Origin of the sequence: Mycolicibacter sp. MU0083 (genome assembly GCF_963378075.1) — a bacterium.
In the GTDB taxonomy this organism is placed as follows: domain Bacteria; phylum Actinomycetota; class Actinomycetes; order Mycobacteriales; family Mycobacteriaceae; genus Mycobacterium; species Mycobacterium kokjensenii.
This window is the reverse complement of record NZ_OY726394.1, coordinates 128,705-143,516: the sequence shown is the minus strand read 5'-3', so window position 1 is coordinate 143,516 and position 14,812 is coordinate 128,705. Positions and strand designations below refer to the sequence as shown.

The 14,812-nt window shown below is 69.8% G+C and carries 10 protein-coding genes and 1 pseudogene; 5 read left to right on the top strand and 6 right to left on the bottom strand.

Translation table 11 applies throughout. From position 1 onward, the window contains the following. The first annotated feature begins 277 nt into the window (after positions 1 to 277). Positions 278 to 1,585, top strand: a complete 1,308-nt coding sequence (locus RCP38_RS00695) for a PGRS repeat-containing protein (RefSeq protein ID WP_308474800.1) — start codon at positions 278 to 280, stop codon at positions 1,583 to 1,585. Between the two features lie 21 nt (positions 1,586 to 1,606). Here the strand turns inward: RCP38_RS00695 and fadD4 are convergent, their stop codons facing one another. The 4 genes from fadD4 to RCP38_RS00675 form a co-directional block, all read right to left on the bottom strand. Then, positions 1,607 to 3,124 (bottom strand): fatty-acid--CoA ligase FadD4, encoded by a 1,518-nt coding sequence (fadD4, locus tag RCP38_RS00690; protein ID WP_308474799.1) that lies wholly within the window; start codon positions 3,122 to 3,124, stop codon positions 1,607 to 1,609. A gap of 109 nt (positions 3,125 to 3,233) precedes the next feature. Continuing rightward, positions 3,234 to 5,054, bottom strand: a complete 1,821-nt coding sequence (locus tag RCP38_RS00685) for a phosphoenolpyruvate carboxykinase (GTP) (protein ID WP_308474798.1) — start codon at positions 5,052 to 5,054, stop codon at positions 3,234 to 3,236. Between the two features lie 130 nt (positions 5,055 to 5,184). Next, complete coding sequence (locus RCP38_RS00680) at positions 5,185 to 6,657, bottom strand: hypothetical protein (protein WP_308474797.1); 1,473 nt, start codon at positions 6,655 to 6,657, stop codon at positions 5,185 to 5,187. Beyond that, positions 6,654 to 7,439, bottom strand: coding sequence for a hypothetical protein (locus RCP38_RS00675; RefSeq protein ID WP_308474796.1), 786 nt, complete (start codon positions 7,437 to 7,439; stop codon positions 6,654 to 6,656). Before RCP38_RS00675 ends, RCP38_RS00680 begins: the two co-directional genes overlap by 4 nt. Before the next feature lie 148 nt (positions 7,440 to 7,587). Between RCP38_RS00675 and trmB the strand changes: the two genes are divergently transcribed. The 3 genes from trmB (at position 7,588) to mmpL3 (ending at position 11,996) form a co-directional block, all read left to right on the top strand. Then, a complete protein-coding gene (gene trmB / locus RCP38_RS00670; protein ID WP_308477447.1) occupies positions 7,588 to 8,340 on the top strand; it encodes a tRNA (guanosine(46)-N7)-methyltransferase TrmB in 753 nt (250 codons plus the stop codon). Then, the gene (locus RCP38_RS00665) at positions 8,340 to 9,014 is read left to right on the top strand and encodes an NYN domain-containing protein (RefSeq protein WP_308474795.1); all 675 of its coding nucleotides are present in this window, start codon (positions 8,340 to 8,342) and stop codon (positions 9,012 to 9,014) included. The genes trmB and RCP38_RS00665 overlap by 1 nt, the downstream gene beginning before the upstream one ends. 75 nt (positions 9,015 to 9,089) lie before the next feature. Continuing rightward, positions 9,090 to 11,996, top strand: coding sequence for a trehalose monomycolate exporter MmpL3 (gene mmpL3, locus RCP38_RS00660; RefSeq protein ID WP_308474794.1), 2,907 nt, complete (start codon positions 9,090 to 9,092; stop codon positions 11,994 to 11,996). On the opposite strand, the gene RCP38_RS00655 is transcribed toward mmpL3, so the two are convergent. Further along, a complete protein-coding gene (locus RCP38_RS00655; protein WP_308474793.1) occupies positions 11,956 to 13,116 on the bottom strand; it encodes an AI-2E family transporter in 1,161 nt (386 codons plus the stop codon). The two genes, mmpL3 and RCP38_RS00655, sit on opposite strands and share 41 nt — an antisense overlap. A gap of 78 nt (positions 13,117 to 13,194) precedes the next feature. Between RCP38_RS00655 and RCP38_RS00650 the strand changes: the two genes are divergently transcribed. After that, on the top strand, positions 13,195 to 14,373 hold the full coding sequence (locus RCP38_RS00650) for a lysylphosphatidylglycerol synthase transmembrane domain-containing protein (protein ID WP_308474792.1): 1,179 nt from the start codon (positions 13,195 to 13,197) through the stop codon (positions 14,371 to 14,373). 16 nt (positions 14,374 to 14,389) lie between these two features. Here the strand turns inward: RCP38_RS00650 and RCP38_RS00645 are convergent. Then, positions 14,390 to 14,668 (bottom strand): annotated as a pseudogene (locus tag RCP38_RS00645) (hemophore-related protein); the annotation flags it as partial. Between the last annotated feature and the right edge of the window lie 144 nt (positions 14,669 to 14,812).

The window sequence follows — 14,812 nt, the reverse complement described above, 5'->3', positions numbered from 1 at the left end:
GCCTCGATGCTGAGACATCCCGTCCCCCCGATGAGGCCGTCTCGGGCCCCGGCGAGAACTGCACATCCCGCGCCGCGGGGCACTGCGGTATTGATTGCCGCACAGACAGCCATATCAGTGGACAGAATGAGCTGCATAACATCGCGAAGGTCCTATTAGCCGCAGATAAAGCGGCCGCGAGTCTGTTAGTGGAAATGTGGTTTGCTACCACTTAGGCTTGCCTTGCTCATCACCGGCCCTCAGGGCCTTGACATCTGACACCGGAAGGGTGGTCCTCATGCCGCTTCACCGCACCAAGGTCGCGCAGCGATGGGCGGCCCCGGCACTGGCCGGATTGCTGGCATTCGGCGTGACCCCGGTGTCGTCCACACCGACCGCACAGGCCGATGGATTCGACTGGCTCACCGACCTGTTCAGCCCGTTGTTCATCACCGCCGACGTCGACGGCACCGCGCAGGCAGATGCGGAATGGTTCGATTCCGCAGGCTGGAGCGGCGCCGAGCCGCTCAGCGCCGCGGGGGGCGGTTTCGACATCTACGAGTGGCTGCACGACACCATGCAGGACTGGATCACCAGTGACTTCGGCCAGCAGGTCGGGGACCTGATCAACCCGCTGTTCGCCTCGATGGCCGACGGTGCCTGCGGTGTGATCTGCAACGGCGCCGACGGCACCGAACTCAACCCCGATGGCCAGGCCGGCGGTCTCTGGTTCGGCGACGGCGGCAACGGCTGGTCATCCGATGAAGAGGGCACCGCCGGCGGCGACGGCGGCAACGCCGGCTTGTTCGGCAACGGTGGCGACGGGGGTGCCGGCGGCCTGGGTGCCGACGGCGGCAACGGCGGCAACGGCGGCGACATGTGGGGCAACGGCGGCGACGGCGGTCGCGGTGGCGACGGCACCGCGGACGGCGGGGCCGGCGGCAACGGCGGCAACGGCGGCGCCAGCAACATGCTGAACGGCAGCGGCGGTGCCGGCGGCGACGGCGGCAACGGTGCGGCGGCGACCGGTGAACGCAGCACCGGTGGCAACGGCGGCAACGGCGGCAAGGGCGGCAACGGCGGCCAGCTGGCCGGCGGCGGCGGCGCGGGCGGCAACGGCGGCACCGGCGGCGCGGCGACCGGTGACCGCAGCGTCGGCGGGGACGGTGGCAACGGCGGTAACGGCGGCGGGGTCGGCGGCAGCGGCGACCCGGCCGGTGCCGGCGACGGCGGCAACGGCGGCAACGGCGGCGATGCGACCGGCACCGGGGCTCGCGGCGGCCACGGCGGTGACGGCGGCGCCGGCGGCGAGCACGTCTCCCCGATCATCGGCACCCTGGGCGCCGACGGCGGCGACGGCGGCGAGGCCGGCAACGGTGGGCATGCGATCGGCGACGACGGCGTAGGCGGGGTCGGCGGCCACGGCGGTGGTGGCGGCCACGGAATCGGATTCGGCGGCAACGGCGGCGACGGTGCCGCCGGCGGCCGCGGTGGCGACGGGGCGTCGCCCGGCGCGGGCGGACCCGGCGGGACGGCCGGTCAGGGCACGGTCCACGGCGAGAACGGCGCCGCGGGCGCACCCGGTAAGCCGGGCAACGTCAACTGACGCTGCCCGGCCCGGTTGGGGTCAGGCCGAGTACTTGGCCACCAGTTCGTTCTTGTAGAGCTTGCCGGTGTCGGTACGCGGTAGCTGTTCCTCGAACGAGATCGACCGCGGGCACTTGTAGTGCGCCAAGCGATCCCGCACCCAGGCAAGGAGTTCCGCGGCGAATTCGGGCGTGGCGTCCGCGGGGTCTACGGTCTGCACCGCAGCCTTGACGCTCTGCCCCATCTCGTCGTCGGGAATCCCGAACACCGCGGCGTCGAGCACCTTCGGGTGCGTGATCAGTAGGTTCTCGGCTTCCTGCGGGTAGATGTTGACCCCACCGGAGATGATCATGTGGTGGCGCCGGTCGGTGAGGTAGAGGTAGCCCTCCTCGTCGAGGTACCCGACGTCGCCGACCGTCGTCCACCCCTGCGGGTGACGCGATTTCGCGGTCTTGTCGGGGTCGTTGAGGTACTCGAAGGCGTTGCCGCCCTCGAAGTAGATCTCACCGGGCTGCCCGGCGGGCAGTTCGTTGCCGTCCTCGTCGAGGATGTGGACCGCACCGAACATCGCCTTGCCCACCGAGCCGGGGTGCTTCAGCCACTCGTCGGCGCTGATCAGGGTGGAGCCGTGCGCCTCCGATGAGGCGTAGTACTCGTCGACGATCGGCCCCCACCATTCGATCATCTGCTGCTTGATCTCGACCGGGCACGGGGCGGCCGCGTGCATGACCCGCTTGAGACTGGACATGTCGTAGGAGCTGCGCACCGCCTCGGGCAGTTTCAGCATGCGGGTGAAGTGCGCCGGCACGAACTGGCCGTGGGTGACCCCATACCGGGCGATGGCGTCCAGCGCCGACTCGGCGTCGAACTTCTCCATGACGACCGTGGTCAGTCCGGCGGCCTGGACCTGCATGGTCCACACCGAGGGTGCGGTGTGGTACAGCGGGGCGGGGCTCAGGTAGACCGAGCCGGGTCCCATCCACACCTGCACCAGCATCGCCATCAGCCCGGGAACCTCCGTCGGGGGCAGATGCGGCAGTGGGCGCTTGATGCCCTTGGGCCGTCCGGTGGTGCCCGAGGAGTACTGCAGCAGGTCTCCCTCGATCTCGTCGTCGATGGGCGTGTCCGGCTGGTCGGCGACGCATTCGGGGTACCGCGCCCAGCCCGCCAGGTCGCCGTCGGCGATCAGCAGCAGGCGCGCCGGGTCGGCGGGCAGGTGGTCGGCGAGCTCGGCACACGTCTGGCGCAGCGCGGCGGAACCGACGATCGCCTTGGCGTTGCTGTTCTCGACGATGTAGGCGGCCTCTGCGGCGGTCAGATGGGTGTTGATCGGCACGTAGTACAGGCCGCTGCGGCGCGCCGCCCACATCACCGCATGGATGTGCTCGTTGTTCTCCATCAGGATCGCGACGGCATCGCCCTCCACCAGGCCCGCGGCGCGGAAATGGTGCGCCAGCCGGTTCGCCCGGACCTCGAGGTCGGCGAAGGAGATGGTGGTGCCCGACGGGTGGAGGATGATGGCCGGGTTGTCGGCGTCGACGTGTTCGCGAATCTGCATGGGCCGACTGTACCGACGCCCGTCTTGACGGGTGTCAAGTGGTGGCGTTCACACGCGAAAGCCCCCGGAAATCACTCTCCGGGGGCTTCGCTACGTCGCTTGCTCGGGCCTAGCCCAACCGCTGCTTGAGCGCCTCGAGCTCGTCGCGCAGGCCGGTGGGCAGCTTGTCACCGATGAACTCGAACCACTCCTCGATCAGCGGCAGTTCGGCACGCCACTCCTCGGCGTCGACCAGCAGGGCCTGCTCCACGTCGGCGGCGGGCACGTCCAGGCCGTTCAGGTCCAGGTCGGCCGCGCTCGGCACGGTGCCGATCGGGGTCTCCTGGCCGGCGGCCTTGCCCTCGACCCGTTCGATGACCCACTTGAGCACCCGGGAGTTCTCCCCGAATCCCGGCCACAGGAACCGGCCGTCGTCGCCGCGACGGAACCAGTTGACGAAGAACACCTTCGGCAGTTTGGATTCGTCGGCGTTCTTGCCGGTGTCGATCCAGTGCTGCATGTAATCGCCGACGTTGTAGCCGATGAACGGCAGCATCGCCATCGGGTCACGACGGACGGCGCCGACGGTGCCTTCCGCGGCGGCGGTCTGCTCGCTGCCCATGGTGGAACCGATGAACACGCCGTGCTGCCAGTCGCGGGCCTGGCTCACCAGCGGCACCGTGGTCTTGCGGCGGGCGCCGAACAGGATGGCCGAGATCGGCACACCCTGCGGGTCGTCCCACTCCGGGGCCAGGATCGGGCACTGCGACATCGGGGTGCAGTAGCGCGAGTTCGGGTGCGCCGCCGGAGTGCCCGACTCGGGAGTCCAGTCGTTGCCCTTCCAGTCGGTGAGGTGCGCCGGGGTGTCGCCGTCGATGCCCTCCCACCACACGTCGTTGTCGTCGGTGTGGCCGACGTTGGTGTAGACGGTGTTGCCGGCTTCCAACGTGATCATCGCGTTCGGGTTGGAGCTGCGGCTGGTGCCCGGGGCCACCCCGAAGAAGCCCGCCTCCGGGTTCACCGCGTAGAGCCGGCCGTCCTTGCCGAACCGCATCCAGGCGATGTCGTCACCCAGGGTCTCGGCACGCCAGCCCGGGATGGTCGGCTGCAGCATTGCCAGGTTGGTCTTGCCGCAGGCCGAGGGGAACGCCGCCGCCACGTAGTAGGCCTTGTTCTCCGGCGAGATCAGCTTGAGGATCAGCATGTGCTCGGCCAGCCAGCCCTCGTCGTGGGCCATCGCCGAGGCGATCCGCAGGGCGTAGCACTTCTTGCCCAGCAGCGCGTTGCCGCCGTAGCCCGAGCCGTAGCTCCAGATCTCGCGGGTCTCCGGGAAGTGGGTGATGTACTTCTCGGAGTTGCACGGCCACGGCACGTCGGCCTGACCGGGCTCCAGCGGGGCGCCCACCGAGTGCAGGCCCTTGACGTAGGCCCCGTCGGTGCCGATCTTCTCCAGCGCGGCGGTGCCCATCCGGGTCATCACCTTCATCGACGCCACCACGTACGGCGAGTCGGTGATCTCGACACCGAGCTTGGGGTCCTCGGCGCCCAGCGGGCCCATGCAGAACGGGATGACGTACATGGTGCGCCCGCGCATGCTGCCGCGGTACAGCTCGGTCATGGTGGCCCGCATCTCGTCGGGGTCCATCCAGTTGTTGGTCGGTCCGGCACCCTCCTGGGTGCGGCTGCAGATGAAGGTGCGCGACTCGACGCGGGCGACGTCGGCGGGGTCCGACAGCGCGAGGTAGGAGTTCGGCTTCTTCTCCTCATCGAGCTTGACGGCCGCGCCGGACTCCACCAGCAGCGCCATCAGCCGGTTCCATTCCTCCTCGGAACCGTCCGACCATTCCACCCGGTCCGGCTGAGTGAGCTCGGCGACTTCCCGGACCCAGGCCAACAACCCGCTGTGCTTGGTGGGGGCGTCGTCCAGACCGGGAATAGTCGCTGAGGTCATTGAGCTCTCCTGTAACCTGTGTCACTTGGTGGCCCCGCCGCTGATGTGCGCCGCCGCCCACCTCTTATACCGCCATTAAATAAGAGATTACCGTGAATAGCTACACGGATCGAAACAATCGAAACGCGTGCTAGTCGGCACCCGGTTCCGAGGCTCCCACCTGGCCCGATTCGCCCAGTTCAGCCTGCACGACGGCCAGCGCCCGACGCAACGTCGGCAGCTGCCGATCCCGGGCCGCGGCGGCCCGCGCGGTCGCCGCCGCATGCTCGCGTAATTCGCGATCCAAACCCGCCACCCGGTCGGCGACCCGGGTCGCCTCGACTTCGTTGTGTTCGGTCAACTCGGCGCTGAACGCCGACTCGGCGGCCACCACCCGCAGCGCCACCAATTCCTGCAACGTCGACCCCAGCGAGGCGATGGTCACCCCCACCCAGCGGTCCAGGGCCGCCCGGTCCCGCAGGATCCCCCGCACCCGCACCGTCCAGACCGTCACCGCCACCCCGACCGCGGTACACCCGAGTGCGCCGGCGACGGTCGGGCCCGGCGCCAGTTGGGCGAAGACCCGGCTCAGCGTCAACGCCACCCCGAAGCCGAAGCCCGCTCCCAACACCGTCATCAACGCGGTCTCCAGGCGGCGTGACCCCAACCGGGGCCGCACCGTCTCGACCCGCGGCAGCGGCGGCCCGTCGCCCGGTGACCCGCCGGTGAGCCCCAGCTCGCCGGCGACGTCGGCCAACTGCTCCCCGATGCCCTGATCCACCTCCGCCACCACCTCGGCCAACCGCCGGTGCACGTAGGCCTCGAACTCCGGCAGTCGACGCCGGGTCATGCCGGCGGCATCCTCGGCGAGCTCGTCGCGCACCGACGCGCAGCGCTTACGGGCGAAGTAGGACAACTGCACCCGCGCTTGAGCGATCCGGCTGCGCAACGCGATCACCCGCTCCGATTTCGACATCCGCCGCTGCCGCACCGTCTCGTCGCGCTGCTGCTGCAACAGGTCGGTGCGGACGCGGCGACCATCGGCCCGGGCGTCCCGGTCGATGCGGTCGCCGTCGGCGCGCAACTGGAACTCCCACGACCGCAGCCGGTTGCGCCGGCGGAAGTCGCCGTCGCCGAGTTGGCCGGTCAGCTCGGCGACCAGGTCGTCCACCCGCGGGGTGCCGCGCACCGGCGCCGCTGCCACTCCCACCCAGACCACGTCGCGATAGCGCGGCGCGTAATCGGCGAGGATCTCCGCCGCCGCCTCGCGCATCTGGGGCCAATGCGGGTGCGCGTCGATCTTGGACACCACGCCGACCACCACGTCGGTGTGGGCGGCCACCGCGTCCAGCAGCGCGCAATCGGACTCGGTCAACGCTGCGGCGGCCGAGACCACGAACACCACCGCCGCGGGCACTTCGCCGGGAGCCAGCTCGGCGGCCTCCATCACCAGCCACTGCGGCATCCGGCCCGCCAGCACCGCGGCCACGGCGCTGACTCCGGCCAGCCAGGGACCGGTCACCACCACCACGTCGCAGCGCCGGACCGCCGGCGGGCGCAGCCCGGGCGCGACCCCGGCCACCAGGGCGTCCACCTCGGCGTCCGGATCCCGGTCCGCGGTCACGACCGCCCCCCGGCCGCCCAGACCCGCAACGTCCCGCGCGCGATGTCTGCGGCGCAGGCCCGCCGGGCGGCATTCAGCGGCGCGCCGCGGTACCCGTGCCAGCGGCGGGCCCGGGCCGGGGCCGGCTCACCCGGGACGTCCACGACGGCCGCGGCCGCGGCCATCCGGGCGGCCACCGTCTCGTCGTCGACCAGAAACGCATCGATACGGTCCCCGACGTCGGCGCCGACCGCCATCGCCTCCAGCCGGGTGATCACCTCGGTCATCCGCCGGTGATACCGGGCGGCTCCCATCGCCGCCAACGCGGCGAGGACATCGTCGAGCCCGCTGCGACCGCGCAGCGCCGCCGCCGCCGCGTCGTCGAGACCATCGGCCGTCGCGGCCGACGCCCACCGCGCCGACATCGGCACCACCGGCGCCCCGGTGGCGGCGGCGACCGCGGCGACACCGCAATGCCCGCCCAGATCGGTCTTGTTCAGCACCACCAGCACCGGCCGGCGTCCCGCGGCACGCACCGCGGCGACATCTTCCGGCTTGGCCACCTCGGCGACCACGTGTACGGCGAGGTCCGCGCCCGGCGACCCGGCCGGAGATTCGGCGATGCGTACCCCGGCGGCGCCCAACGCCGCGGCGACGCTGCGCCGGCCCACCCCGCGCCGGCCCGCGACCGCAACGCCGATCGGCGCCGTGATGCCCGCCGCGAACGCCGACAGCCGGGGATCGCCGGCCGCCGCGGCAAGCCGGGCCAACCCGGCGGCGAAGCGTCGCGGCCCCTGTGTCACCAGCCCATGGTGTCAGCTGCCCCGACGAGGCGCGAGTCACTCGAGGGGTGTCGGGCGGGCCCGGACACACCGGTCGCCAGGCAACTGTTGGGTATCAATGTCGACCGCGAAGTGGGTACTCACGGTTCCATGCGCCACCATGGACTCCATGCATGCGCCGCGCGACGTCGAGACGTCATCGGACGTCCCCGCCACCGACGCCCCCACCACCCGCCGTTTCCGGAACTTCAGCGTCCGTTACCGGCACTCGGCACTGTCGACCGGGCAGCGCCAGACCTGGGACCGGCTCTGGCCGGAGCTGGGCGCCGACGTCGCCGTACCGGAGGGCTCCGACCCGCCCCGGCCGATCGATCCGCAACGCTGGTTCGGCCGCAGCGCACCGCTGGTGTTGGAGGTCGGCTGCGGCGCGGGCACCTCCACGGTCGCCATGGCCAAGACCGAGCCGGACCTGGACGTGATGGCCGTGGAGATCTACGAACGCGGGCTGGCTCAACTGCTCTGCGCCATCGATCGCGAGCAGCTGCGCAACATCCGGTTGCTGCGCGGCGACGGCCTCGACGTGCTGGAGTATCTGATCGCCCCGTCCTCCTTGATCGGCGTGCGGGTCTTCTTTCCGGACCCGTGGCCCAAGGCACGGCACCACAAGCGGCGGTTCCTGCAACCGGCCACCATGGCGCTGATCGCCGACCGGCTGCAACCGGGCGGTGTGCTGCACGCGGCGACCGACCACGCCGACTACGCGATACAGATCGCCGAGTCCGGCGACGGCGAGCCGGCCCTGCGCCGCGTCGCCCCGGGGGCCACGTTGCCCATCTCGATCGACCGCCCGACCACCAAGTACGAGGCCAAGGGCCGCGACGCGGGCAGTGCCATCAACGAGTTCGTCTGGGAGCGGATCTGATGACCGCGGTCGAGCCGAAGCCCGATCCGGGCGCCGAGCCGACCTCCAACACCACCGGCCGGGTGCTGCTGGTGTGGGACGCCCCGAACCTGGACATGGGTCTGGGCGCGATTCTGGGCCGGCGGCCCACCGGTGTGGAGCGGCCCCGCTTCGATGCGCTGGGCCGCTGGTTGCTGCACCGCACGGCGGAGATCTCGGCGGCGCACCCGCAGTTGACGGTGGAACCCGAAGCCACCGTGTTCACCAACATCGCGCCGGGCAGCGCCGACGTCGTCCGGCCCTGGGTCGAAGCGCTGCGCAACGTGGGTTTCGCGGTCTTCGCCAAGCCGAAGGTCGATGAGGACAGCGACGTCGATTCCGACATGCTCGAGCACATCGCGCTGCGGAAAGATCAGGGACTGGTGGCGGTCGTGGTGGCCTCCGCCGACGGCCAGGCGTTCAAAGAACCGCTGGAAGAACTCTGTGGACTCGGCATATCGGTGGCCGTGCTCGGATTTCGCGAACATGTGAGCTGGGCGCTAGCCTCGGATACCTTGGAGTTCGTCGACTTGGAAGACATCCCTGGTGTGTTCCGGGAGCGGCTACCGCGGATCAGCCTGGATTCGCTGCCGGAACAAGGGGCGTGGCTCCAGCCGTTCCGGCCGCTGAGTTCGCTGCTGACCTCGCGCGAGTAACAACTGGAGAGCCTGAACTACGGACGGGCGAGGTAGCCGAAGATGTCTCGACAAATTTTAGTGAGGAGCGTATAGGTGTTCGCCTGGTGGGGTCGAACTGTATACCGCTACCGGTTCATCGTAATCGGCGTGATGGTGGCGCTCTGCCTGGGTGGCGGGGTCTACGGCATGAGCCTGGGCGACCACGTGACCCAGAGCGGGTTCTACGACGACGGCAGTCAATCCGTCCAGGCCTCGGTGATCGGCGACGAAGTCTACGGCCGGGACCGCACCAGCCATGTGGTCGCGCTGTTCACCGCCCCCAAGGGGGAGACGGTCGACGACGAAGAGTGGTTCGAAAGCGTCAAGAAGGGCCTGGACAAGGTCAAGGCCGATCATCCCGACCAGATCCTGAGCTGGGTCGGTTATTTCACCAATCCCGAGGCGCTGTCGGCGATGGCGGACTCGGAGAAGAAGCACGCGTTCGCGTCGATCCAGCTCAAAGGTGACGGCGAGGACGCCGACGACATCATCCTCAAGAACTACCAGACCGTCGAGCCCGACCTGCAGAAACTGGACGGCGGCAAGGTCGAACTGGGCGGTCTGCAGCCGATCGCCAGCGCGCTGACCGGCACCATCGCCAGCGACCAGCAGCGGATGGAGGTGCTGGCGCTGCCCCTGGTGGCGATAGTGCTGTTCTTCGTGTTCGGCGGGGTCATCGCGGCGAGCCTGCCGGTGATCGTCGGCGGTTTGAGCATCGCCGGCGCGACCGGGATTCTGCAGCTCACCACTCACTTCGGGCCGGTGCACTTCTTCGCCCAACCGGTGGTGTCCCTGATCGGTCTGGGTATCGCGATCGACTACGGCCTGTTCGTGGTGAGCCGATTCCGGGAGGAGATCGCCGAGGGCTACGACACCGAGGCGGCGGTACGCCGTTCGGTGATGACGGCCGGTCGCACAGTGGTGTTCTCCGCGGTGCTGATCATCGTCTCCTGCGCGAGCCTGCTGGTGCTGCCGCAGGGCTTCGTGCACTCGCTGACCTATGCGTTCTTCGCCTCGGTGGGGTTGGCCGCGCTGCTGTCGATCACGCTGCTGCCCGCCATCCTGGGTGTGTTGGGCACCAACGTCGACGCGCTCGGTGTGCGCACCCTTTACCGCATTCCGTTCCTGCGGGACTGGGAGTTCTCCAACCGGATCATCGGCTGGTTCGCCGAGAAGACCCAGAAGACGAAGACCCGCGAAGAGGTCGAGGCCGGATTCTGGGGCAAGCTGGTCAACTATGTGATGCAGCGGCCCCTGGCGTTCGCGATCCCGATCGTGGTGGCGATGATCCTGCTGATCATTCCGCTGGGCAAGCTGGAGTTCGGCGGGATGAGCGAGAAGTATCTGCCGCCCGACAACACCGCCCGGGTGGCCCAGGAGCATTTCGACGAGATCTTCCCCGGCTTCCGCACCGAGAAGCTGACCCTGGTGATCAAGAGCGAAGCCGACAAGCCGGTCACCGACCAGCAGGTCGCCGAGATCCGCAACCGGGCCATGTCGATCAGCGGATTCGTCGTCCCCGACGACGACCCGGACAAGATGTGGCAGCAACGGCCGTACCTGCCCGGGGCCTCCGAGGATCCGTCGGTCCGGGTGATCGAGAACGGCTTGATCAACCGCAACGACGCCGCCCAGAAGATCAAGGCACTCCGGTCCCTGAGCACCCCCAAGGGCTTGGAGGTGTTGGTCGGCGGTACCCCTGCCCTCGAGCAGGACAGTATCCACGCGATGGTCGACAAGGGCCCGCTGATGCTGGTGATCCTGTTGACCACCACCACGCTGCTGATGTTCCTGGCGTTCGGTTCCCTGGTGCTGCCGTTGAAGGCCGCGGTGATGAGCGCGCTGACGCTCGGCTCCACCATGGGCATTTTGACCTGGATGTTCGTCGACGGTCACGGCTCCGAACTGCTGAACTTCACCCCGACCCCGCTGATGGTGGTGGTGATCGCGCTGGTGGTCGCCGTCGGCTGGGGCCTGGCCACCGACTACGAGGTGTTCCTGGTCTCGCGGATGGTGGAGGCGCGGGAATCGGGGATGTCGACCACCGAGGCGATCCGGATCGGCACCGCGACCACCGGCCGGCTGATCACCGCGGCCGCGCTGATCCTGGCGGTGGTGGCGGCCTCGTTCGTCTTCTCCGACCTGGTGATGATGAAGTACCTGGCGTTCGGTCTGATGGCCGCACTGCTGTTGGACGCCACCGTGGTGCGGATGTTCCTGGTGCCCTCGGTGATGAAGCTGCTCGGCGACGACTGTTGGTGGGCGCCACGGTGGATGAAGCGCCTGCAGAACCGGATCGGGCTCGGCGAGATCCGGTTGCCCGACGAGCGCCGCCGGACCACCCGCCGCCCCGCGACCGTCGCGGCCACCGCCACCGCCGGAGCGTCGGCCGTCGGTACCGCGACGCCGCGGCCCGCCCACGATCCCACCCACCCGGGACGCGAGACTCCGGGACGCCCGCGCGCTACCGAGCAGCTCCCGACCCGGCCGGTGGTCGGCAACCCGTCGGGCGCCCGGACGAACCGGATCAACACCGGTGCACCCGAGACCCCCACCACCCGCCTGTCGGCGGGCGACCCGGCCACCGAACGCGTGGGGGCCGTCGGCGGCAACCCCGAGGATCACGACCGCGAGATCGAGTCCTGGCTGGGTGAGCTGCGCGGCGGCCGGGACGCCGATCAGTCCCGGCGGGCACGCCCCGGTGAGGGCGCCGCGGAGTCGGTCGACGAGCGGACCCGCGCACTGCCCAAACCGGGTCCGGGTACCGAGAACGCGCCCACCACGGCGATCCCCGTCCCGGGCGCACCCGACGACCCGGAGAACCCGCCCACCGAGAAGTTCACCGCGGTCGGGGACCAGCCCGCAGACGACGCGGCGGACAAACCGCAGGGCCCGCAGCGGCGCGGCGCCGCCGGCGGCCTCAGTGCTGCGGAGCTGCTGCGCCGGGAGGGCCGTTACTGATCGGCTCGGCCTGCGGTTCGGTGTCCGTGGTGTCCGTGGTGTCCGCCTCGGCGTCCGGTGCATCCGGATCGGTCGATCCGATCAGCACCCGCACCGCCCGGTCGATGAACGCGATCGTCGGGACCGCGAGCAGCGCCCCGACGATGCCGGCCAGGACGCCGCCGGTGGAGATGCCCAACACCACCGCCAGCGGGTGGATCGACACGGCGCGGCCCATGACCACCGGCTGGAGCACATGGGCTTCGAGCTGGTTGACCGCGACGATCAGCCCCAGGGTGATCAGCGCGTAGATCCAGCCCTTGGCGATCAGCGCGACCAGGACGGCCAGCAGGCCGGTCAACACCGCACCGACCAGCGGGATGAAGGCTCCCAGGAACACCAGCGATGCCAACGGCAGGGCCAGCGGCACCGCCATGATCGCCAGTCCGACGCCGATCCCGATCGCGTCGACCAGCGCCACCAGGAAGGTGGCCCGCACATAGCCGATCAGCGACTCGAAACCCGCGACCCCGGCCGCGTGCACCTTGGCGCGTACCTGGCCGGGGAAGAACCCGACGGTGAACCGCCAGATGTCGCGCCCGCCGTAGAGGAAGAAGATCAGCGTGAACAGCACCACGAAGGCGCCGGTGAAGATCTTGGCCATGGTCTCCGCGGTCGACAGCGCGCCGCTGGTCAGCTTGGCCTGGTTGTTGCGCAGGCCGGTGACCACGGTGTCGCCGGCCCGGTCGATCTGCTCACTGCTCAGGTGCAGCGGCCCTTCGACGAGCCAGTGCTGCGTCGAATTGACCATCTGAGTGACCTGCTCGACCAGTTCGGGGACCCCGTCGATGAACTCGTCGACGACGAAGGTCAGCAGCGCGACCAGCACCGCCAACCCACTGAGCAGCAACAGGAACACCGCCAGTCCCCGAGGCACCCGGTGCCGGGCCAGCCAGTCCACCCCGGGTAGCAACAGCGCCGACACCATCATCGCGATCGCCACCGGGACGACGATCACCTCGAGGCGACGCATGACCATCAGCACCACCAGCGCCGCGGCGAACAGCACCAGCAGGCACCCGGCCCAGGCGGCCGCTTTTCGTACCGTCGGATGTACGGATTCGGCTGCACTGGCTGACATCCCGGTAGCGTAACGATGCCGCAGCGGGAGTACATCTCGTAACCGAATTTCAATACGCCGCAGCTAGCGTCGGATTCCGTGCCCGACGATGCCGTTTCCTCCGACGCCGCCGCACGCAGCGGCCGGTACCGGTGGGTGCGCCCGGCGATCGGCGGTGTGATCGCGGTGGTGCTCACCGTCGAGGTCGTGCTGGTCTGGGACCAGGTCTCCGCGGCCTGGCACAGCCTGGGCAGCGCGGACGGGCTGTGGTTGTTCGGTGCGGCCGTGGCCGCCGCCGCATCCATGCACAGTTTCGCGCAGATTCAGCGGACCCTGCTGGGTTCTGCCGGGGTACGCGTCACGCAGGGGCAGTCCGAGGCCGCCTTCTACGCGGCGAACTCGTTGAGCACCACGCTGCCCGGCGGCCCGGTGCTGTCGGCGACCTTCCTCTACCGCCAGCAACGACGCTGGGGTGCGACGCCGGTGGTGGCGTCCTGGCAGTTGGTGATGTCGGGGGTACTGCAGGCCGTCGGTCTGGCGGTGTTGGGCCTGGGTGGCGCGTTCCTGCTCGGGGCCCGCGACAACCCGTTCTCACTGGTGTTCACCCTCGGTGCCTTCATCACGGTGCTGGTGCTGGCGCAGGCGGTCGCGTCCCGCCCCGAGTTGATCGACGGCATCGGGGTGCGGGTGCTGGCCCGGATCAACGCGGTGCGCGGCCGGCGATCCGACGCCGGGCTGGCGACGTGGCACCGGCTGTTGGGCCAGCTGGAATCGGTGAGCCTGGGCCGCCGTGATCTGGCCACGGCGTTCGGCTGGTCGCTGTTCAACTGGGTGGCCGACGTCGCCTGCCTGGCGTGTGCGGCCTACGCCGCCGGTGGCCGGGCGTCGGTGGCCGGGTTGACGGTGGCCTACGCGGCCGCGCGGGTGGCCGGCGCGATCCCGCTGGTACCGGGCGGCCTGCTGGTCGTCGAGGCCGTGCTGGTGCCGGGGCTGGTGTCGAGTGGGCTGAGTTGGCCCGACGCCATCTCCGCGGTGTTGATCTACCGGCTGATCAGCTGGTTGCTGATCGCCGCGGTGGGGTGGGTGGTGTTCTTCTTCGTGTTCCGCACCGATACCGCTGACGCCGACGACTTCCGCCCGGTCCTCAGCGGACGGCGATCGGCTGGGTCACTGCCCCCGACGCCGGCCCGGCCACCGGCAGCGTCGGCAGACCCGGCCCGGGCAGCTCGCCCTGTGCTTGAACGGCCTGCAGCAGCCCGAGCACCTGCGGCAGGCTGATCGCCAGCTTGCACTGCTCGGTCATCTCGTTCACCGGCTCGGCGATCTTGGCCAGCTCGTCCTGCACCTTCGGGTTGGCCTCGAAGTGGCTCTTCAGATTGGCCAGGGTCTGCGGGCCGGGCGGCTGCTGCAGCGCGAAGGTCATCACCTGGTTGGTGTCGGGGTGCGAGTCGAGGTAGTCACCGGTCGAGGTGACCACTTTGCCGACCGTCCGGGCTACCTCGCTGGCCACGCACGGGTCCTTGCCGGCACTCACCGGAGGAGCCGCCGGCGCGGCCAGCACGACGGCGGCCATGGATCCGCCCAGGACGAGTCGCAGGGTGCTGCGATTGACGTTCACGAGTTCTCCTCACGTTGCGGATGCGTTCGGCGACGATTCGCTGTTGCCCGCAATGCCCCCCGGCAATGACGGCACGATCGATAGACGGCCTTATTTCCA

Coding starts and splice junctions, on each gene's coding strand:
- RCP38_RS00695 (WP_308474800.1), top strand. CDS start 278: ATGCCGCTTCACCGCACCAAGGTCGCGCAGCGATGGGCGGCCCCGGCA.
- fadD4 (WP_308474799.1), bottom strand. CDS start 3,124: ATGCAGATTCGCGAACACGTCGACGCCGACAACCCGGCCATCATCCTC.
- RCP38_RS00685 (WP_308474798.1), bottom strand. CDS start 5,054: ATGACCTCAGCGACTATTCCCGGTCTGGACGACGCCCCCACCAAGCAC.
- trmB (WP_308477447.1), top strand. CDS start 7,588: ATGCATGCGCCGCGCGACGTCGAGACGTCATCGGACGTCCCCGCCACC.
- RCP38_RS00665 (WP_308474795.1), top strand. CDS start 8,340: ATGACCGCGGTCGAGCCGAAGCCCGATCCGGGCGCCGAGCCGACCTCC.
- RCP38_RS00655 (WP_308474793.1), bottom strand. CDS start 13,116: ATGTCAGCCAGTGCAGCCGAATCCGTACATCCGACGGTACGAAAAGCG.